The sequence below is a fragment of the Halomonas sp. MS1 genome (assembly GCF_024182575.1).
Taxonomy (GTDB): domain Bacteria; phylum Pseudomonadota; class Gammaproteobacteria; order Pseudomonadales; family Halomonadaceae; genus Vreelandella.
This window is the reverse complement of the sequence record NZ_CP098926.1, coordinates 3,367,652-3,386,201: the sequence shown is the minus strand read 5'-3', so window position 1 is coordinate 3,386,201 and position 18,550 is coordinate 3,367,652. Positions and strand designations below refer to the sequence as shown.

20 protein-coding genes and 1 pseudogene are annotated in these 18,550 nt (G+C 52.4%); 9 read left to right on the top strand and 12 right to left on the bottom strand.

Annotated elements, in window-relative coordinates; all coding sequences use genetic code 11:
• Both NF683_RS15540 and NF683_RS15535 read left to right on the top strand, forming a co-directional pair.
• Positions 1–516 carry an AidA/PixA family protein gene (locus NF683_RS15540; protein WP_089038077.1) on the top strand — a complete coding sequence of 172 codons (516 nt, stop codon included), beginning with the start codon at positions 1–3 and terminating at the stop codon, positions 514–516.
• Between the two features lie 24 nt (positions 517–540).
• The gene (locus NF683_RS15535; RefSeq protein ID WP_193067464.1) at positions 541–897 is read left to right on the top strand and encodes a hypothetical protein; all 357 of its coding nucleotides are present in this window, start codon (positions 541–543) and stop codon (positions 895–897) included.
• A 456-nt stretch (positions 898–1,353) separates the two neighbouring features.
• On the opposite strand, the gene NF683_RS15530 is transcribed toward NF683_RS15535, so the two are convergent.
• The 3 genes from NF683_RS15530 to NF683_RS15520 are packed head-to-tail and all read right to left on the bottom strand — an operon-like array spanning position 1,354 to position 5,079.
• Positions 1,354–2,403 carry a 2,3-butanediol dehydrogenase gene (locus NF683_RS15530; RefSeq protein WP_038486701.1) on the bottom strand — a complete coding sequence of 350 codons (1,050 nt, stop codon included), beginning with the start codon at positions 2,401–2,403 and terminating at the stop codon, positions 1,354–1,356.
• Between the two features lie 26 nt (positions 2,404–2,429).
• Positions 2,430–3,206, bottom strand: coding sequence for an SDR family NAD(P)-dependent oxidoreductase (locus NF683_RS15525; protein ID WP_253920408.1), 777 nt, complete (start codon positions 3,204–3,206; stop codon positions 2,430–2,432).
• Between the two features lie 58 nt (positions 3,207–3,264).
• Positions 3,265–5,079 (bottom strand): NAD(P)/FAD-dependent oxidoreductase, encoded by a 1,815-nt coding sequence (locus NF683_RS15520; protein ID WP_253920407.1) that lies wholly within the window; start codon positions 5,077–5,079, stop codon positions 3,265–3,267.
• A gap of 293 nt (positions 5,080–5,372) precedes the next feature.
• On the opposite strand from NF683_RS15520, the gene NF683_RS15515 reads away from it, so the two are divergent.
• Positions 5,373–7,358, top strand: coding sequence for a sigma-54-dependent Fis family transcriptional regulator (locus NF683_RS15515; RefSeq protein ID WP_089038074.1), 1,986 nt, complete (start codon positions 5,373–5,375; stop codon positions 7,356–7,358).
• Between the two features lie 103 nt (positions 7,359–7,461).
• Positions 7,462–7,857, top strand: a pseudogene (locus NF683_RS15510) (AAA family ATPase); the annotation flags it as partial.
• Positions 7,858–8,371: 514 nt separating this feature from the next.
• Here NF683_RS15510 and NF683_RS15505 read toward each other — a convergent pair.
• Both NF683_RS15505 and NF683_RS15500 read right to left on the bottom strand, forming a co-directional pair.
• The gene (locus NF683_RS15505) at positions 8,372–9,754 is read right to left on the bottom strand and encodes a DEAD/DEAH box helicase (protein ID WP_253920406.1); all 1,383 of its coding nucleotides are present in this window, start codon (positions 9,752–9,754) and stop codon (positions 8,372–8,374) included.
• Complete coding sequence (locus tag NF683_RS15500) at positions 9,751–10,362, bottom strand: hypothetical protein (RefSeq protein WP_230805108.1); 612 nt, start codon at positions 10,360–10,362, stop codon at positions 9,751–9,753. The genes NF683_RS15505 and NF683_RS15500 overlap by 4 nt, the downstream gene beginning before the upstream one ends.
• 102 nt (positions 10,363–10,464) lie before the next feature.
• Here NF683_RS15500 and NF683_RS15495 point away from each other — a divergent pair, with 102 nt between their 5' ends.
• On the top strand, positions 10,465–10,686 hold the full coding sequence (locus NF683_RS15495; RefSeq protein ID WP_230805107.1) for a helix-turn-helix domain-containing protein: 222 nt from the start codon (positions 10,465–10,467) through the stop codon (positions 10,684–10,686).
• 214 nt (positions 10,687–10,900) lie between these two features.
• Here the strand turns inward: NF683_RS15495 and NF683_RS15490 are convergent, their stop codons facing one another.
• From NF683_RS15490 to NF683_RS15480, 3 genes are read right to left on the bottom strand one after another with little or no spacing between them, the layout of a single operon-like run.
• A complete protein-coding gene (locus tag NF683_RS15490) occupies positions 10,901–11,716 on the bottom strand; it encodes a hypothetical protein (RefSeq protein WP_044630691.1) in 816 nt (271 codons plus the stop codon).
• 15 nt (positions 11,717–11,731) lie between these two features.
• Positions 11,732–12,466 carry a HupE/UreJ family protein gene (locus NF683_RS15485; RefSeq protein WP_170968126.1) on the bottom strand — a complete coding sequence of 245 codons (735 nt, stop codon included), beginning with the start codon at positions 12,464–12,466 and terminating at the stop codon, positions 11,732–11,734.
• 52 nt (positions 12,467–12,518) lie between these two features.
• The gene (locus tag NF683_RS15480; RefSeq protein ID WP_137094712.1) at positions 12,519–12,887 is read right to left on the bottom strand and encodes a hypothetical protein; all 369 of its coding nucleotides are present in this window, start codon (positions 12,885–12,887) and stop codon (positions 12,519–12,521) included.
• A 133-nt stretch (positions 12,888–13,020) separates the two neighbouring features.
• Between NF683_RS15480 and NF683_RS15475 the strand changes: the two genes are divergently transcribed.
• Together NF683_RS15475 and NF683_RS15470 are read left to right on the top strand one after the other, a co-directional pair.
• Positions 13,021–13,296, top strand: coding sequence for a metal-sensing transcriptional repressor (locus NF683_RS15475; protein ID WP_008957440.1), 276 nt, complete (start codon positions 13,021–13,023; stop codon positions 13,294–13,296).
• 34 nt (positions 13,297–13,330) lie between these two features.
• Positions 13,331–14,701: an MFS transporter gene (locus tag NF683_RS15470; protein WP_008957441.1), complete on the top strand. Its 1,371-nt coding sequence runs from the start codon at positions 13,331–13,333 to the stop codon at positions 14,699–14,701.
• Positions 14,702–15,052: 351 nt separating this feature from the next.
• On the opposite strand, the gene NF683_RS15465 is transcribed toward NF683_RS15470, so the two are convergent.
• From NF683_RS15465 to NF683_RS15460, 3 genes are read right to left on the bottom strand one after another with little or no spacing between them, the layout of a single operon-like run.
• On the bottom strand, positions 15,053–15,493 hold the full coding sequence (locus tag NF683_RS15465) for a DUF411 domain-containing protein (protein WP_008957442.1): 441 nt from the start codon (positions 15,491–15,493) through the stop codon (positions 15,053–15,055).
• A gap of 13 nt (positions 15,494–15,506) precedes the next feature.
• Complete coding sequence (locus NF683_RS21310) at positions 15,507–15,641, bottom strand: hypothetical protein (protein ID WP_008957443.1); 135 nt, start codon at positions 15,639–15,641, stop codon at positions 15,507–15,509.
• A gap of 36 nt (positions 15,642–15,677) precedes the next feature.
• On the bottom strand, positions 15,678–16,229 hold the full coding sequence (locus NF683_RS15460; RefSeq protein ID WP_044630687.1) for a hypothetical protein: 552 nt from the start codon (positions 16,227–16,229) through the stop codon (positions 15,678–15,680).
• 357 nt (positions 16,230–16,586) lie between these two features.
• On the opposite strand from NF683_RS15460, the gene NF683_RS15455 reads away from it, so the two are divergent.
• Both NF683_RS15455 and NF683_RS15450 read left to right on the top strand, forming a co-directional pair.
• Positions 16,587–16,958 (top strand): copper resistance CopC family protein, encoded by a 372-nt coding sequence (locus NF683_RS15455; RefSeq protein ID WP_230805106.1) that lies wholly within the window; start codon positions 16,587–16,589, stop codon positions 16,956–16,958.
• 51 nt (positions 16,959–17,009) lie between these two features.
• A complete protein-coding gene (locus NF683_RS15450) occupies positions 17,010–17,867 on the top strand; it encodes a copper resistance D family protein (RefSeq protein WP_092490837.1) in 858 nt (285 codons plus the stop codon).
• Positions 17,868–18,016: 149 nt separating this feature from the next.
• On the opposite strand, the gene NF683_RS15445 is transcribed toward NF683_RS15450, so the two are convergent.
• On the bottom strand, positions 18,017–18,358 hold the full coding sequence (locus NF683_RS15445) for a hypothetical protein (RefSeq protein ID WP_231658664.1): 342 nt from the start codon (positions 18,356–18,358) through the stop codon (positions 18,017–18,019).
• Between the last annotated feature and the right edge of the window lie 192 nt (positions 18,359–18,550).

The window sequence follows — 18,550 nt, the reverse complement described above, 5'->3', positions numbered from 1 at the left end:
ATGGAACGAAGCACCACGCCACAAATCATCGATATATTGATGGCGGTCGACGCGGATACCATCGCATCAAACTACCTCCCTGGAACCCCATCCAAGCCAACGCCGATTGACGAAACGATGATTTACTTGATCGTCCGGCAAGACAATGGGGCCTTCGGGGAGGGAACGGGGGAGCTAAAAGTAACTGCTCGTACACTAGACACCCTCAGATGGCGAGAGACATCACTTTCTGCAAATGCGACATACTCAGCAATTCTGTACCAATACGAACCCGTGGGTGGAAAACAGAACATTCTGTCAACACCTTATCCAGTTGTCGCAGAAGTCAAAACCCCGCTTCCTGTTCCTGGTGATCCTCTTCACCCTGTGACTCAAACAATCAACAGTTATTTTTGGTCGGCACAAGCGGTTGCTGAAGGGGAAATTACCTACGCGTTCAATTTTATGCTCACAGATCGGGACAACATTGTTCAGGGCTACTACTCGTGGGATCCATTTATTCAGGTCACTGCTTAACAACTTCAGCAGAAGGATATTGTCATGGCAACTGATTCTACTCACTTCGTAAAATATCGATTGAAAAGCCCAAATCTGAAGGAGCAGTACATCACCTTCAGCTCTAGAACGCCTAAAACGCTACAAATTGCCCAAGATCATCCATTAGTCCAGAAATTGGCAGAAACTGACTCCAAAGCAGCCAGCAATGTGGAGCAATTAATCCAGGAACTATTGACACATGAAAAGCGCTTTTTCGCATGGCTAGGGGCTAGCGAATCACACATGGAGCAATTTATGAATGACCCTGTCAGCGCCTTGAAGCTGGCGATACCTGACCTGCCAGACTCCTTCTTCAACGAACTTGATTCGCTGCCCAAGATATTCCAAAAAAAGACGTAGCCTAGTGCTAATGACAGTCAGTTAAGCCTAGCTGGCATTAGCCGATGGGCTGGTTTTTTTGTTTAATAAGTGCCTGACGGTGACTCCCCCCAGCCCTCCGAGCCGCCCTCGTCATTCCCGCAGGCCCTTAGCGGGAATCCATGTTGACCTGGGGTTTCGGGCTGCTGCAGGCCAAGGTCAAGGTGGATTCCCGATTACCCCACTCGGGAATGACGGTGTGGTGACTCGGGAATGACGTGCGGCGCTCGCTTTGGGAGGTGGCCGCTTTGTTATATGGGGCTTGGGGATAATGCCAGTAAGCCTTAGCTGACTGGCAGTGTAGTCTAGTGCTGTGTATTTTAGCGATCACGTTATCGAAGTATGGATCGGGTCCCCTCCCACTTCAATAAGCGCGATGCGCCAAAGGTGTAAAAAAAGGCCATCATAGGATGGCCTTTGGTCGATGCCCGTATAGCGCTATGGCGTGACGATTATTTTCACCTGCGCTTTATCACTCAACAGCGCCTCGAATCCCTCTTCAACAATATCTGCTAGCGGAATACGCTGGGTTACCATATCTTCAGCGCGGAAATAACCTCGCTGCATGAGTGCCATTACCGCCGGATAAACATGGCGATAGGCAATAATGCCCTTCATGGTACGCTCTTTAATGACCAGATCGTTGGGATGGAAACTGGCCTCCCCTTCCCAAATACTGACCACGATCACTTCTCCGCCTTCGTGAGTGCTGTGCAAGGACTGATTCAGTACGGCTGGAATCCCGGTCACTTCGAACGCTACGTCAACGCCACCGTTGCTCAACATTTGTAGCTTAGCCACTGCATCTTCTTGCTGCGGATCCACCACGATAGCGCCAAGCGCTTCGGCCTTCGCTTTACGTGAAGGTGCTACCTCGACGGCGTAAATTTGAGCGGCGCCTGCCGCTTTTAGTGCCTCGATGGTCATTAAGCCAATCGGGCCTGCGCCAAATACTGCTGCGCTATCCCCAGCCTTCAAACTACTTTGACGAACGGCATGCAAAGCAACCGCCGCTGGCTCTACCAGTGCCCCTTGCTCGAAGCTGAGGTCATCCGGCAGCTTATGCACCATATGCTCCCCCATCACGGTGAACTCCGAGAAGCCACCGCCGCCACCAGAAAGGCCATGGAAACCCAATAGTGGCGTGAGGTTGTAGCGCTCCATCTGATAAGCACCGTTCTGGTTAGGTGACAGAATCGGTTCTATGGCGACGCGATCCCCCACTTTCACCCGGGTTACTTTATCGCCGACCTCAACCACTTCACCAGCGAATTCGTGCCCCATGATAATCGGTGCTTGCTCACCGCTAATGGGGTGCGGCTTATCGACCGGAATAAAAATCGGCCCAGCGGCGTATTCGTGCAAATCGCTACCACAAATACCACACGCCGCCACCTTAACTTTTACCTCATGAGGGTCGTTAATCGTCGGTATCGGCATTTGCTCAACACGCAGATCTTTCGCTGCATACCAAACCGCTGCCTGCATAGTGCTCTTTTCGTCTTTGCTATAGGTCATAGAGAGAATCCCCCATCTACTGCAATGGCTTGTCCAGTTACGTGTTCGGCGCAAGCCAGATAGACCACCAGTTGCCCCATATCCTCAGGCGTTTGCGCTTCGCCCTGAGGCAGTAAAGTTTTTTGATGCCTCTCCCAGGAAGCCTGCTCAGTTTCCCCCTCTTCGCGCCACCTTCCAGCAAGACCATCTTCTCCCCGCCACATACCAGTGCCGACGACCCCAGGGCATAGCGCATTCACTGTCACGCCATCGGATGCGACTTCCTTAGCGACAGCATTGGTAAAGCCAATGACCGCAAACTTAGAAGCGGAATAATGGGAAAGATTAGGAAACCCAACCTTGCCAGCGATGGAAGAGACGTTAACTATCCGCCCATATCGGCGTGGCCGCATGACTTCTAACTCAGCCTGTGTACACAGAAATGTACCTTTGGCATTGACCGCCATAACACGATCCCACTCCTGCGCAGACAGCTCCTCAACCGAATGAATACTGATAATTCCTGCGTTATTGACAGCAATATCTAGTTGTCCGAAATATTCTTGCACCGCCTGTACCAGCATATGCACCGATTCGGAGGACGAAACATCGACCTGTAGCGCAATACTACGACGGCCAAGCGCTTCGACCTTAGCAGCCGTTTCTTCTGCAATTTCGATATCCAAGTCGGCGACGGCCACATCCGCACCAGCTTTTGCCAGTGCCAGAGCAATGCCCTGGCCTATGCCACGCCCTCCGCCGGTGACTAATGCAGTCTTTCCATTCAATTGCATGAGCGTCTCTCCTCTTTAATTAATTGAACCGAGCCGGTATACCGACTCGTATAAACGCTCAGCCCAAGTGATGAACTGGTTGCAGGCCATAAACAGGGGTATCTAGCCCTTCCATGCGTGCTTTTAACTGCAGCGCTAAATAACGTGAGTAGTGCCGCGACTGGTGTAGGTTGCCGCCATGGAACCACAGTGCCTCTTGCTGAGTGGGTTTCCACATATTGCGCAGCTCACCTTCCCATGGGCCCGGGTCTTTGGTGGTGTCGGAACCTAGCCCCCAACACTTGCCGACTTTATCGGCCACTTCTTGAGAAATAAGCCGCGCCGCCCAGCCATTCATCGAGCCATAGCCGGTGGCATAAACAATCAAATCAGCATCAAGCTCGCTGCCATCAGTCAGCGTGATGGAGTGAGGGTTAATTCGCTCAATGCCCACGCCGCTGCGCAGTTTGATGTCGCCACTGGCCACCAGATCACAGGCTCCCACATCGATGTAATAGCCCGAACCGCGGCGCAAATATTTCAAAAACAGCCCAGATTCATCGTCGCCGAAATCGAGCATAAAGCCTGCGCTCTCAAGCTTTTGGTAAAACTCGGCGTCACGCTTTTTAATCGCTTCAAAAGCGGGGCGCTGAAAATCCGGTAATACTTTGTACGGAATCGAAGCAAACACTAGATCGGCTTTTTCATGGGTTAAGCCATTCGCCACAGCCTCTTCCGAATAAAGTGGTCCTAACACCTCTTCCATCAGTGAGTCTGACTTCACAATATGAGTAGATGAACGCTGGAGCATGGTGACATCGGCATCGTGCTCCCATAACGCGGCGGCAATGTCATGGGCCGAGTTATTAGAGCCCACGATGACGCATTTCTTACCTTTATAGGCATCCGGCCCGGGGTGTTGGCTAGAGTGCTGCTGCTCGCCTGCAAAGTTTTCTGCCCCTGGGAATTTAGGTACATTCGGCATCCCAGACATACCGGTAGCCATTACCAACTGCTTGGGCCGTAGCGTGATCTCTTCGCCGTTGCGCTTAACCTTAACCACCCACTCACCTGCGGCTTCGTCGTAGCTAGCATTCTGACACTCGGTGGAACTCCAATAATTGAGCTCCATCACTTTTGTGTACATTTCCAGCCAATCACCCACTTTGTCTTTCGGGGCGAATACCGGCCAGTTATCTGGGAAAGGGATATAGGGAAGGTGGTCGTACCACACTGGATCGTGCAAGCAGAGTGACTTATAGCGCTTACGCCAGGAGTCTCCCGCGCGCTCGTTTCGCTCAATGATGATCGTTGGCACACCCAGTTGCCTGAGCCGTGCACCTAAACCAATACCGCCTTGGCCACCGCCAATAATCACGCAGTAAGGTTGCTGGGTGTAGCCCAGCTCCGCTTCTTCACGCTCCCGTGACTCCAACCACGTTTCACGCTGCTTATTGGCACCGTGCTCAGCTCCTTTGGGACGATGGTGATTGCACTGCTCAGGGTAGTCGTTCAGTGCTTGCATGGTAGTTAACAACGTCCAGCACTTGCCTTCTTTAAGACGCAAATAGCCTTTACCGCGGGCAACCGCGGTATTGAAAGTAAACCACGCATCGTAGATGTCGCCGTTTTCAGTGGCCTCGCCGTCTAACTGCCAGTCCGTAGGCTGTGCGTTATTGAGCGTGGCATTGAGCATGGCCTGAATTTCATCTTTGCCTTCGCAGGTTTTTAAATTCCAGGTAAACGTAAGAAAGTCACGCCAGTAGCACTCGTCTCCAAACAGAGACAGCACTCGCTCAATATCCTGGGTTTGAAGGGCAGTATCGAAATCCTGCAGCCACGCTTGAACAGTCTCCGTGGGGGTTTGCTGGACTTGTGCCGTTATCTTTGACATAGCGGGTACTCCATGTGCATTTGTTATTGTTGAGTTAACTGTGATGCACCCAATACATAGCAGCTGCCGTGCCAAACCAACCATATAAAAAATAAGCAACTGAAAAATATATAATTTATTCACATACAGACAAATAGATAAGACAGCAAAAGTGCCGTACACCTGTCACGCCGTTTACAGATTGACGTTACAGGTGTAACGCACGACTAACGGCGTAAGCAGACCACGTTGACTCTGGGGGTAAAGCGCATAGGCTGAAAGAACAATAACGACAGCGCCCAACGAGTAACGCCATGCTGCACTCCACGCTTGCACCTACACGGCTTCAATCTGAACAACGTCAACATATCGAGCATATTTTTCAGCTCGGTGAAGGGCTAGATACCCCCAGCTTGCCTGCGCAGGCCCCCATTCGTCGCTCCTGGCTGCGCTGCCTGAACGAGTATCAGCTAGACCCCACTCATCCACGCCCAGCACGGGTAGTGCCGCAGCAAACATTGATTGAGCACCGCGAGTCTGTTGATGAATTACTGCATGTCGCCCGCGCCGGGGTCGATCAGCTTTATGGTCAAATAGCGCAGCTTGGCTACGTACTACTCGTCACCGACCACCGTGGCATTACCGTTGAGTTTCGCGGCGACCCCAACCAGGACCAGCAATTACGCAAAGCAGGCCTCTACCTGGGGGCTGACTGGGATGAACGCTTTGCAGGCACCTGCGCTGTCGGTACCTGCTTGCATGATCGCCAGGCCATTATCTGCCACCGTCAAGAACACTTCGATGCATCCCATATCTCGCTGACCTGCACCGCCGCTCCTATTGCTGACCCTCAGGGTAATGTGATGGCCGTGTTAGATATCTCCGCGCTGCAGTCGCCTACCCAGCACGAAAGCCAGAATTTCAGCCTATCGCTGGTAACGCTTTATGCGCGCATGATTGAGGATGCCTATTTTCTGCAGCGCTACCGCGACTGCCTTATGGTGCGTCTAGATACCTCGCGGGAATTTGTGCACGTCAACGGGCGTGGTTTAATCGCCATTGAAGAGAATGGACAGGTCATCGCTGCCAACGCTGTAGGCCGCGAGCTAATCGCCGAACACCAGCACCGCTGGCCACCTTGGTCGGCAAATCACACCCCTATGCTGGGTGAACTGTTCGAGTGTGAGATCGCCGATATACTCAGTATTAATAGCGGTACTGATGATCAATTGCGTGCCTTCCGCGCTCGCGCCAGCAACACCATCCACTTTATAAGTTTGCTGGAACCCCGCCGCCCCCGCATGGCGCAACGGGCAACACCGCTTACTTCTGAACTGCCGGCCCCCTTAGCTCGGCTGGGTGCCGACGACCCAGCGATGCGCAAAGTGCAAAAACTAGCCGACCGCTTGCGCAATGAAGCTAACGTGAACGTACTGATTAGCGGCGAAACCGGCACCGGCAAAGAGGTGGTTGCACGGGCGCTGCACGAAAGCGGCAACCGCGCCAAACAACCGTTTATTGCCGTCAACTGTGCAGCCATTCCCGAGTCACTGATTGAAAGCGAACTGTTTGGTTACGAACCAGGCGCCTTCACCGGCGGCCGCTCAAAAGGGATGCGCGGGCTTATTCCGCAGGCCCATGGAGGCACGCTGTTTTTAGACGAAATCGGGGATATGCCGTTAGCGCTACAAACCCGACTGCTGCGCGTGCTGTCCGAACGGGAAGTGATGCCACTGGGGGCTAACACGCCAGTTAAAATCGATATTCGCGTTATTACGGCCACCCATCGCCATATCGAAGAAATGATCCAGCAAGGGGAATTCCGCGAAGACCTCTATTACCGGCTCAACGGTGCTCAGCTTCGACTGCCAGCGCTACGCGAACGCGCCGATAAACTGTTTGTTATTCGCCGCGTGTTTGAAGATGTCGCCGCCGAACGCGCCACGCAAATAGCGCCGCGACTTCGCGCAGATGCCATCAGTGCGCTACTCGCGTATTCATGGCCCGGTAATATCCGTCAGCTCAAAAATGCCCTCGCCTTTGCCCTCGCCACCTCAGAAAGTGACGAAATAACCGTTCACGACCTGCCAGAGCAGTGTCTTAGTCAGCGTATTACTCACAGCGCGGCGGCCCAACTTGAAACGAACGCCAATGAAACCCTTTCAGATTCGCTTATCCACCTACTTAAGCAACATCACTGGAATATCAGCGCGGTTGCCCGTGAGCTAGGCGTTTCGCGTCCCACGGTATACCGGCAAATGCAGCGCCAGGGGATTGTGCCCCCCAACTGGCAGGGCTGAAAGCCAATCGCGCTATCGACGAGTTGGCCTTGGGGTTTACCCTCACGTACACTTGTTTGAATCTATTTTTAAACAACGCGTTTCGACAAGCCGAGGCTCCCCCATGGCGTTTGATTCAACCTCTTCTTACATTGCAACTGATGCACTCAAACAGGCAGTCAATGCTGCTGTTGTGCTGCAGCGTCCACTACTCATCAAAGGTGAACCCGGTACCGGCAAAACGCTGCTGGCCGAGGAACTCGCCGAATCCCTGGGCACTAAGCTGATTACTTGGCATATCAAGTCCAGCACCAAAGCCGCCCAGGGGCTTTATGAGTATGATGCCGTCAGCCGCCTACGCGATTCCCAGTTGGGCGTTGAAGGGGTGGAAAATGTCGGTAACTACATCAAGCCCGGCAAGCTGTGGGAAGCTTTCACCGCGGGCGAGCGCGTGGTGCTACTGATTGATGAAATCGACAAAGCGGATATCGAGTTTCCCAACGACCTGCTGCAAGAGGTGGGACAATAGCCCGCAAAAATATACTATATGTGTAACGAATGAGTGATTTTTCATACAGCATAAGGGATTTGATATCTCTAATAATTAGTATATATACTATATTGATATACTATTGAAAACCATCTTGAGCGCAAATTAGCCATGAATGAGGTTGATCTCAAAGCTGAAGTGTTCTTAGGGTGTTCACGAAATACCCGTGTAAACTGCTGGACGATACAGATTACGATGAGCAGTCGATGAGCTTTTTAATTGCTAATGAGTATGAATATGCATGCTTCAGCACGATCAACCAACAGTGAAGCTGTTTACGCTTAGCTGGTTTTAGCAGCTTCATGGCTAATCATAACCCAACTGTCTTTTGGGACTCAGATATGATTCAGTTCAGCTCGATTAGTTTCATGCCCAGATTATACGACCTACAAGCGCCTACAATAGCTTCGTAAACCTACCAGCTAACTAAATATCTTCACCTACTGCTTAAGCTTTTGGCCTATGCCTGTTTATTGAACGGATGCTATATAAGAGACAGTAGGTGATGGTGGTAATATTCCGAGAAGCTCAGAGTAAGCAACGGCGGTTCGACCGATAACATTCCATTCTCGTTATAGCTTTTTGCCAAGGTTGATTGGTTATCATGCTCAACTGACCGACTTTCTTCATTTCGGCAGATTTGATTAGAACGTGCTTTTTCCAATTGCAGCCTCAGCTTTTGGGTTTGAAGCATTGCCTGGTCTTCGGGAAGATCGTCAGCAATTCGCTGTGAGTATTTCCGCAGTAGTGGCTCGGCGATCACATAGAGCCATGCTTGATCATCCGAGTCGCCCATTTTGCGTAAAATGCGCCCTAAAACCTGCCGGTAATGCAATTCCGTGCGAATCCTGCTTAGATACGCACATACGCATAATCGTTGAATATCAGTCCCTTCGGATATCATGCTTACCGCGACAATCCAGCGGGTACTGTTATATCGGTATTGGTCAATAAGTTGATGCGCCTTCGGTGTTTGGCTAGTCACCACTACATAGCTTTCACCCTTGTTAATCAAAAGCTCTGCGATTTGATGTGCATGTTCAATGTCAGTAGCCACTACTAGACCGCCTGCATTAGGTACACTATTCCTCTCTTGGTTAAGTCGGTCAATGCTTAGGTCTAGCACCGCATTTAGGATATCGTCGTGTCGCAACAGGTCTTCGTAGCTGATTGGCGACTCACTGAGCAACTGTTGAAATGAGGAAAACGCTTTTACTGATGCTGTACTCTCGCTCTCTTCGGTCAAACGGATCAATGGGTTATCGATAAGCGTAATTCTTGGCGAGCGACATACGCCGTCTTTAATGGCGGATTTCAGGTCATAACGGTAATCGCAGATTACCTTGCCTTCTGGATCGCTGTAGCGAGCTAATGCAATAGGTAAGTCATCCGAACGCCAAGGCGTTCCTGACAGTGCTAAGGTGTAAGTGGCTGCATTTTGGATGCGCTGAATTATTTGCTGGCCCCACGTATTGCTGAGAAGCGGATCATGGCCTGCACAGTGATGTATCTCATCAAAAATGGTTAAGGTGCGATATTCTGTGAATAACGCCCAAAAATCTTCAGGGTGATATTCCATAGACTGGTAGGTATAAGCGGCCCCAACCGATGCAAGCGTATCTCCAAAACGCTGGTTCAACACCACTGTAAAGGTGCGCTGTATGCCAGCCACCACCTCTCTGGTAGGTGCAAAGCAGATAACAAAATCTATACGTCCTTCTTCAAGGAGCCATCGCGTAATTTCAGCGGCCAAACGGGTTTTGCCGCTGGCAGGGGTTGCTTGTACGAACAAATCTCTACTCAGTAAATAGTGGGACTTCGCTAGTTCCAAGCACTCTGATTGCCATTTACGCAGCCTCGTACTCATGAACCCCTCAGCCGATGTAGTGACTTTTCTAGCGCACGTACCCGGCCCATTAAGCGTGCGCTCCGGTCGTAAGCATTACGATGATCCACCACAATACTCGGCTTGAGATCAGGGTATTCGTCCATAAGCTCTCGAAATGCCTCGACTTCACCCAGGGAAGAAAGGAATTCACTTTGCGTTTCCTGCAACATTTTCTCCAAGGCATATTGGCTAGACGCCTTCTTAGTGCTGGGATGATGTTCAATACTGACATCGTCTTTTGGAATAACGGATTTCTCTGTTGTTTCATTTGTTTGCGACACGAGCCGCTGGTGCCATGTGTCAAAACTTTCCCCCTCCAGACACAAGCTCGCATCTCTTATTGAAGGCAACACAAAATAGAGTTGGTCGCGTTTGCGTTTTTCATGATCTTTCTCCACTAAGCCAGTGTTGATTAGCTTTTTAACCCTTTCATAGATAAAACGCCGCAGATCAGCGCGATGCTCTGCGGCTATGCCATGTCGATGTGCGTACTGGTCACGGAGGCTGCGAATAGTGAATTGAGCGTTATCAGTGTTTAAAAGGAGCTCGAAAATGCGCTCATCAATCGAAGGAAGGGTAACCGACATGACCATCACCGTAGGAGAGGTAAAAACGAAAATGCGGATTATAGTCCGTGGCTAGATAGGCCGCAACGAAGGATAGTCCCGCCAAAAGGAAATGAGGCGGGTATGGGTGAGCTAGCGAAGGCGCTGGGAAGCAATATCAGGAAGAAACGAAAGGAAGAAGGTTTCTCGCAAGAGGCTTTTGCCTTGGCTGTTGGCATCGACCGAAGCTACATGGGAAGAATCGAGCGAGGTGAAGTAAGAATAACCGTGGAAAAGCTATATGAGCTCGCTGTCGTGCTCCACTGCGAGCCAGCATCTCTTCTGCCTGCCCAAGACACACTATGAAGGTAAGGGCAAAAACCGGCCAGAAGCGGTCTTTTAGATATTTCGCATATACGCCTAAATGGTTTTGCTAACTGAGCTATTGCATCATCTCATGCGCTTGAAGATGATTTTTATATCAAGTGGTATATCAATAAACCAATACAGCTATAAATACTTAATGACACTGGTTCGAAGAAAACCTCTAGCACTCAAGAGAGCGCTAGAGGCTAATCTGTTAAAGGGCCTTAACTAACTCCCCGTATTCGCCACCCACACGCAAGACAATGATCACATCGTTGTCATTGCGGTTACGGAAGAACCAGCCATGGTTGCCAGTGAAAGCGGCTTCTAGCTCACCTTCATCTTCGGGCACGCCACGGCCTTTTTCGTAGCTAATGGAGTTCCCATTGCCATCACCGTGTGTGTCAAAGTTGACAGGGCCACCTTCGGATACCCAGGCAAAGGTAGCAACCGCCCCTTCTTGCATGGTGAGTTTGTACTCCGTGCCTTCTCCTGGCGTCAGGGTAAAGCTCACCTCATCGCTCCACGGGGACGCTTCTTCCGCTTGCGCCGTCTGTGAAGCAGCTTCCTCCGTCGCTAATGCCTCCGCCAGTGCCATGCTGGCATCGGTCATCACCCTGTCAGAATCTTCGAGTGAAGGTGCTACGGGATCACTCGCTGAGGCTGAATTGGCTGTTTGGGGAGCTATCTCTGCCTCGGACGTCGCAGTCTGAGCATCAGCATCGTTTACCGGCGCAGACTGGCGATCACTGACGATTCCTTGAGATGCCGAGGGTTGAGACGCCTGTTGGGCCATGGCTTGATCGTTGGCTTGGTCGAGTTCGGCTTCCTCAGCCAACTGGGTCTTGATTTCGCCCATCTCAGTCAGCCCCAACAAGCGCCCAGCACCGGTGGGGTCAATGGCATACTCGGCAGGTAACACGACGGTGATCAGCAAAGCGACAGCAATAACGGCGGCCATCAGCGTAGAGCGAAGTAACTTACCCGTTGACGGTAGTTCGGCACGGGTTGGAAGATCAGTGTTATACATTAGGGACTCCCTCAATTAGGCAATGAAATAGCCGGTGAGTTGATAACCCACCAGTATAAAACCAGCACACATCATGGCGACGTTGGCGGTATACGCGTGGCGTAAGAAGCCCGTCGTGCGTCGCCAGAAGCCCATCACAATGAGAATGGCGCTCAACGCTAGTAGCTGGCCGATCTCGACGCCTACGTTGAATGCCAGGAGATTAGGGACGAGACCATCAGGCGAGATATCGTATTCAATGATCTTGCTCGACAGGCCAAAGCCGTGAAACAGACCGAACACCAGTGTGGCGACCTTGGTGTTGGGCTGAAAGCCGAACCAGCGCTGATACGCCCCGATGTTATCGAGCGCCTTGTAGACAACGGAGAGTCCGATGATGGCGTCAATTAGGTAGCTATTGATGCCGATATTGAAGTACACCCCTAACAGCATCGTCGTCGAGTGACCGATGGCAAAGAGGCTGACGTAAATGGCGATATGCTGCATTCGGTAGAGGAAGAAGATGACCCCTAGCAAAAACAGGATGTGGTCATACCCCGTCACCATGTGCTTGGCACCGAGATAGATGAACGAGATCAGGTGAACGCCATAGATCTCCTGGATATACCCTTTGTCGCCTTCAGCAACGGCGTGGGCAAGGGCTTCACCAGTGGCTCCCAGGAGCATCACTAGGAGTGTGAGAAGGGGTAGCGCGTGGCGTCGGATCATAGCAGACAAGCCGAACGCACCCCCTAGTTGGGATGGAAACATAAAACCTCCACGGGTCTGTCATTAAAGTTGGCCGTCAGGGGGACGGCCCCAATCATCCAGTGATGACTGGCCGTGGCGGACGCTCCAAGCGGTAGACGCGACGCAGCGGAAGACCGCTGCATTCGCCTAGCCGCAGGGCATCGCGGAAGTTCGGCTCGACGGTAATGCCTGTCCCAGGCCGATCCGCTTTTTCATGGAAATGACTGCCACTCTCATTATGCAGGTGGCGACTGTCTTCGTGCTCGTGGCCATGGGTATGCCCATGGCCCTTCTGCACATTCTCATGGAGAGACGACTCAACGCCAACCATGCTCGCTGCCCCATGCGCACGCGCCTCACCCACACTGGTGATTACCAGGCTAGGCAGGAACAGCAACAGAAAGGTCAGATAGCCAAGGCGGTGGCGCAGCCGATTGAGCATGTAGAGCAACCAGGATAAAAGTAAAAATCATAAAAATAGATAACTGTCTGCCTTGAACCATAGCGTTGGCAGAATAACGGCGATAGATTACCATCCCCTCCGGGGGGATAGGAATATAATAAGGGAAAAGAAAATGACAATGCATACTCACCAGTCACATCCCGATATCGTCAAGCGCCTGAACCGCGCTCGGGGGCACCTTTCGAGTGTGACCCAGATGGTAGAGGATGGACGCCACTGTCTGGACATCGCTCAACAACTCCATGCGGTAGAAAAAGCCATTCAGCAAGCTAAACGCACCTTAGTGCTGGATCACATCGACCACTGCCTAGACGAAGCCCTGGGTACTCAGAATCAAACGCAACGGGCACGGGCTGAAGAGTTCAAGACGATTGCACGCTACCTGTAAGCGCTTTTAGGCACCCCTCATTTGAGGAAGTTCTATGCTCGATGTACTCGCCCACCGCGTCTACCGCCATCTCTTTCTAGCGCAGGTCATTGCACTGATCGGCACTGGCCTGACCACGGTTGCTCTGGCGTTGCTGGCTCACGATCTTGCTGAAGGTCAGGCGGGCGTCGTGCTAGGCACGGCGCTGGCGATCAAGATGGTCGCTTACGTGGGCATTGCCCCTTTGGTCGGCGCTTATGCATCACGCCTGCCTCGGCGCACCTTATTGGTTAGCCTGGACTTGCTGCGTGCAGCCGTGGTTTGCGCACTGCCTTTTGTTACCGAAGTGTGGCAGATCTATGTGCTGATCTTTCTGCTCAATGCTTGTTCAGCTGGCTTTACGCCCGTTTTCCAGGCGATGATCCCTGACATTCTCGAAGACGAAGAGCAGTACACACGAGCATTGTCCCTGTCGCGTCTCGCCTATGATTTAGAGAACCTTCTTAGCCCGATGGCGGCGGCGGCATTGCTGATGGTGATGGGTTTTGATGTCCTGTTTGTAATCAATGCTCTGGCCTTCGTTATCTCTGCCGCCCTGGTTATATCGGTGATCCTGCCTGCGTCTCACCCCCTAGAGGAAGCCCCCGGCGTCTGGCGTCGCGTTACTCATGGTATGCGGATTTACCTGAAGACGCCCCGGTTGCGCGGGCTACTGGCGTTGAACCTGGCTGTTTCAGCCGCCGGGGCCATGCAGATCGTCAACACGGTGGTACTCGTACGCTCGGTGTTGAATTTGGGCGAGAAAGAAGTCGCACTGGCCTTTGCCGCCGCAGGCGGGGGCTCCATGCTAATAGCCTTACTGCTGCCCAAGGTGCTGGAACGGGTGTCCGAGCGGCCAGTCATGCTGCTGGGTGGCGTTATGATGGCACTCAGCCTCTACCTGGGCTGGCTGGGCCCATCGTTTGCGGGGCTTGTCGGGCTATGGTTACTGCTGGGCGCTGGGGCCTCGTTGGTCATGACCCCCACCGGGCGCCTGCTCAAACGTTCATGCCAGCCGGAGGAGCGTCCAGCGCTGTTTGCTGCCCAGTTCTCGTTGTCACACAGCTGTTGGCTAGTCACCTATCCGTTGGCAGGCTGGCTGGGAGTGAACCTGGGACTGACGGGTACGTTCGCTTTGCTGGGAACGGTGGCCCTGGCGGCAACGGGGCTCGCGGCCCTTATCTGGCACGCACATGACCCGATGGCTCTTGAGCACGAGCACGCTGCCCAAAGTCACACCCACCTGCACTACCACGATGAACATCATCAGCACGAACATGAGGGATGGGAGGGGCCGGAACCTCATCGCCATTCCCACCATCATTCCCCAGGCTCACATGGGCACGTCTTTGTTATCGATGACCACCATTCCCATTGGCCATCGTAAAACGAGTAAGGACGCGGGCTTGGGAAATAAACGTGGGATGCGAACTGCCAATCTTACTAACGCGGGTATACAACATGCTCACCTTTTATTAAGGCGTAATATTAATAGGAGGTTTTTGCGCAAAGTAAGCTTTAACAGGCTTGCTAGTGTGGCAATGTGTAGGTGTAAAGAAAACGACGCAATCTTATTTTTAGCTTACCGTAACGAATCGACCCGTAACGCACTAGCAAAGTAAATCCTAAGTTTAATACAGCGCTTTCGTTTTAGTAATGTATGACTTGAATGCGCCTGCTGTACTACAAGAGTCCGTTAGAACGGCGTGCAGACAGCAGGCGAGCTTTTATCACCCTACTAAAGGGTCATAAATGGCTCATCTTCCTGGCCTGTAAACGTGTACACATTGTAAGGGCTTTCTTGTGGCCCCGGCATACCCGGTGTGCCAATGGGCATACCCGCCAAACCGATACCGTCAATATCGGGTTGTTCCTCAAACAGCGCCTGCACGGCTTCCATTGGAACGTGGCCTTCGATCCAATACTCGCCCATCTCAATGGTATGGCATGAACCCAGGCCATAGGGCACGCCTGCCTGCTGCTTAATATCACCCAGCTCTACATCGTCAATAATCGTCACTTCTACGCCGAGCTCTTCAAGATGGCGTGCATAAGCGTCACAGCAGCCGCACTGGGGGTTTTTATACAATGTTGCCTCTGGCGGTAACGCCGCCTGGGCGGAGACCGCCCCAAGCAGCATGGAACCAGAGAGTAAAAGCTTGGTGCTCATATGTTGCATTATTTTCAACTCCTTAGCGTGAACGACTGAAGAGGTACTTGGCCAGCGAAGCGATCGCCAAGCCAATTAATAACAGCATGGCCAGGGGCATCAACCAGCCTAGCCACCCCATTGACCCCATAAAAGCAAAACATTCCGCGTTCATCATACCATCACTCCTAAAAAAAGAGGCAATCGCCAAGGCTTATTGCGGGCCATGGTGGCTGGGCATGCTTCCTCTCATCTGTTCACGCTGCTCATCGGTCAGTAAGTCCTGCATCTGATTATGCATGCGCACGTTATCAGCCATCATATCGCCATGAAGGTTGGCCATTTGAGCATGCAGCGCCTTTATTTCCTCTGGTTCAGGGCGTTCAGTCTGCATGGTTTGCATCATGTCGTCGCGCAGGTTCATCAATTCGCCCATCCGCTCAAGCTGGGCCGCGCGGTGTTCTTGGCGCATCTCACGCATGGTACTCATCTGCTGCTCGTCGAGCATACCGCCAATGCCGGACATACTCCCCATGCCTTCCATCATTGGACAAGGCATCATCCCGCTTTGCCCTCCCATCATCATTCCTGGGTACATGCCTTCTTGACTGCCCATCATCATGCCCGAACCCATACCGACTTGGCCGTCCATCATATTGCCCTGACCTTGGGCGCCTTGGCTCATACCTTGAGCGAAGATGGCGCTGCTGGGGACACTGAGGCTTGCAGCCAGACCAATGACAAAGATCATCTTGTGCTTAACCATGATATTTCCTCTTATCATGTTGCTGGTCGAGACATCGCCTTATCCATTAAAAATGGAAGAAGGCGGAGTTAGCTTTCGTTATAAGCCTACAACCTATAGGTGGCCCAAAGGTAAAGGAGAAACCGATCCCAATACCTAAGTGTTGTCACAGATCATTTTTTCCGCCATTTTCAGCCCTGCTTCAGGTTGGCACGCTATAACACCTACACATTTCTTTGAAGATTCATACGACGCCATGCGCCTTGTTCGCCAAACAGGGAAAATGAACGATGTAAGAAGGCTCAACCGAATCAGTTTTAGCGCCTCCGCGATGAAGTAACAATATCCATTCAACCCTGAAAAACATAAGGATACGGTATGCAAAAGAAGAAGAGTTCGCTCCCTATCATTCACGCTTCCTTAGCAACGCTGTTGATGTCGCTAGCAATCCCGGCACTGGCCCATGAAGGCCGCGTAAACACTTTACCGAGGGATGGCGTCACCATTCAGGATTCCCCAGCAGAGATTGGCATCGAGTTTGGTGGCATGATGCGCATCACCCAGTTTGAAGTGACAGGCCCAAACGGCCCCGTTCCTCTTGATGGTCAGCCAGGCAGTGAACAGGTCGAACGCTACGTCGTGAAGCCCGGTGAAATTCTTTCGGCTGGGGACTACCAGGTGCACTGGCGCGGCCTATCGGATGACGGACACATGATGTCCGACGGTTTTAACTTCTCGGTCGAGCCCTGACCCGTGGCTTGGTGGTTCTCCGTAAATAGCCTCGATGTCTGGACCGTCGCGATGATTCTCGTGGCGGCCGGGATTTACCTTAGCGCCCTAGTCGCGACGGGGGCCGTGTTGTTTCGTCTAGCGTTTCCCCGGCTCCCTGATCACGACCGGAGGCGCGTCGCCCGCATGGGTGTCCTTTCTGCCTGGGCGGGGGTCATCCTGATTCTGTTCCAGTGGTCTTTAGAAGCTGGTTACCTTGGAGGCGGCAATATAGCGGCTGCAACCAACCCAATGTTGCTCGGGATCGTGTTCGATGGCGCGTCCGGGGGTCGACTAATACTGGTGGTAGCTGGTTTGCTGCTGGTCCAGGCGATTCAGCTTAATAACTTAGCGTTCTCGAAAACAGCCAACAGCTTGAGCCTAGTAGGCGTTTTATTGGTGATGCTGGCATTCGTGCAGGTGGGGCATACAGTAAACACCCCACGCCTCGTTCTGGCTGTCTTGCTGATCGTTCACCTGATGGCGGCAGCATTCTGGGTAGCCTCGCTGTGGCCGCTGTTCCACTTAGTGGGGCAACATTACAACCACGGCAATACCGCCCGCATTCTGACCCGTTTCGGGCAACTCGCCATGGGCGGAGTTGGCGTGTTGGTACTGGCGGGCGTCACTTTGGCCACGCTGCTAACAGGCGGTCTCACACCCCTGCTCACCACGGCATATGGACAGTTCTTGATCGGCAAAGTATTGATTGTCGCGGTGCTGCTGTTATTTGCTGCCGCGAACAAGTGGCGGCTTGTACCTGCCTTTGAGAGCGGCGATGCAACAGCCCCACGACGTTTGCAGCGCAGTATTGCGCTGGAGGTGGTGCTGGTCGTGGTTATCCTGCTGATCACGGCGGTGCTGACAAGGGTGACATCACCGAATGGGTGACCGTCAGGACAACCACCTTAGGTAGTTAAGAACCTAGCTTAATAGCTATAAGCAACGCTATCCGGAAGGCAAGGCCGATGCCATCCGCGCGCGACAAGAGATGCACACCCGCCACGTGGCCGTGGTGGTTCGTGGCATCTTGATGTGGTTCAGAAATTGTAGCCCAGACCAATCGTATAAGCCCAGATACCGTCCTCCTGAAACGCATCGGTGGCATCGTCGGTATCGCTGAACAGGAACTGATACTCAGCGCGAGCGAGGAAATAGGCCTTGGGCAGAACATAGTATTTCATACCCGTTTCCCGTCCCGCGAAGGCGCTGTCTTTGACGCCGTCTCCATAGATACCACCGAGGCTAGCACCGACGAAGGGCCGCGCACGACCATCAAGGAACTGATGGGTTAGGTAACCACGGGTTGAGCCGTTCCAGAAACCATCTGTGACGCCCGCCTTCGCCTTCGACATCGGCGTAATTGACGCTTTGCCGAACACCGGCAACCATGTTATCCCTCAGATACCAACCAAGATCAACAGTCTCACGCCGAAGTTTCCGCTATTAAAATTCCGATCGTTACTGCCAGTTCCAGAGATCGAAAACTCACGGACACCCCCTTGTGGGCCGTACTCTGAGTTTTGGGCGGATGCTGCCCTAGGCAGAACAGCGAGAAGACAAAAAGCCATTGC

What these genes read in the sequence shown, in the direction of transcription:
- NF683_RS15525 (WP_253920408.1), bottom strand. Translation starts at nt 3,206, where the DNA reads ATGCAATTGAATGGAAAGACTGCATTAGTCACCGGCGGAGGGCGTGGC.
- NF683_RS15490 (WP_044630691.1), bottom strand. Translation starts at nt 11,716, where the DNA reads ATGTATAACACTGATCTTCCAACCCGTGCCGAACTACCGTCAACGGGT.
- NF683_RS15475 (WP_008957440.1), top strand. Translation starts at nt 13,021, where the DNA reads ATGACAATGCATACTCACCAGTCACATCCCGATATCGTCAAGCGCCTG.
- NF683_RS15455 (WP_230805106.1), top strand. Translation starts at nt 16,587, where the DNA reads ATGCAAAAGAAGAAGAGTTCGCTCCCTATCATTCACGCTTCCTTAGCA.
- NF683_RS21310 (WP_008957443.1), bottom strand. Translation starts at nt 15,641, where the DNA reads ATGATGAACGCGGAATGTTTTGCTTTTATGGGGTCAATGGGGTGGCTA.
- NF683_RS15530 (WP_038486701.1), bottom strand. Translation starts at nt 2,403, where the DNA reads ATGCAGGCAGCGGTTTGGTATGCAGCGAAAGATCTGCGTGTTGAGCAA.
- NF683_RS15485 (WP_170968126.1), bottom strand. Translation starts at nt 12,466, where the DNA reads ATGTTTCCATCCCAACTAGGGGGTGCGTTCGGCTTGTCTGCTATGATC.
- NF683_RS15495 (WP_230805107.1), top strand. Translation starts at nt 10,465, where the DNA reads ATGGGTGAGCTAGCGAAGGCGCTGGGAAGCAATATCAGGAAGAAACGA.
- NF683_RS15520 (WP_253920407.1), bottom strand. Translation starts at nt 5,079, where the DNA reads ATGTCAAAGATAACGGCACAAGTCCAGCAAACCCCCACGGAGACTGTT.
- NF683_RS15480 (WP_137094712.1), bottom strand. Translation starts at nt 12,887, where the DNA reads ATGCTCAATCGGCTGCGCCACCGCCTTGGCTATCTGACCTTTCTGTTG.
- NF683_RS15460 (WP_044630687.1), bottom strand. Translation starts at nt 16,229, where the DNA reads ATGGTTAAGCACAAGATGATCTTTGTCATTGGTCTGGCTGCAAGCCTC.
- NF683_RS15540 (WP_089038077.1), top strand. Translation starts at nt 1, where the DNA reads ATGGAACGAAGCACCACGCCACAAATCATCGATATATTGATGGCGGTC.
- NF683_RS15505 (WP_253920406.1), bottom strand. Translation starts at nt 9,754, where the DNA reads ATGAGTACGAGGCTGCGTAAATGGCAATCAGAGTGCTTGGAACTAGCG.
- NF683_RS15465 (WP_008957442.1), bottom strand. Translation starts at nt 15,493, where the DNA reads ATGCAACATATGAGCACCAAGCTTTTACTCTCTGGTTCCATGCTGCTT.
- NF683_RS15515 (WP_089038074.1), top strand. Translation starts at nt 5,373, where the DNA reads ATGCTGCACTCCACGCTTGCACCTACACGGCTTCAATCTGAACAACGT.
- NF683_RS15470 (WP_008957441.1), top strand. Translation starts at nt 13,331, where the DNA reads ATGCTCGATGTACTCGCCCACCGCGTCTACCGCCATCTCTTTCTAGCG.
- NF683_RS15450 (WP_092490837.1), top strand. Translation starts at nt 17,010, where the DNA reads ATGATTCTCGTGGCGGCCGGGATTTACCTTAGCGCCCTAGTCGCGACG.
- NF683_RS15535 (WP_193067464.1), top strand. Translation starts at nt 541, where the DNA reads ATGGCAACTGATTCTACTCACTTCGTAAAATATCGATTGAAAAGCCCA.
- NF683_RS15500 (WP_230805108.1), bottom strand. Translation starts at nt 10,362, where the DNA reads ATGTCGGTTACCCTTCCTTCGATTGATGAGCGCATTTTCGAGCTCCTT.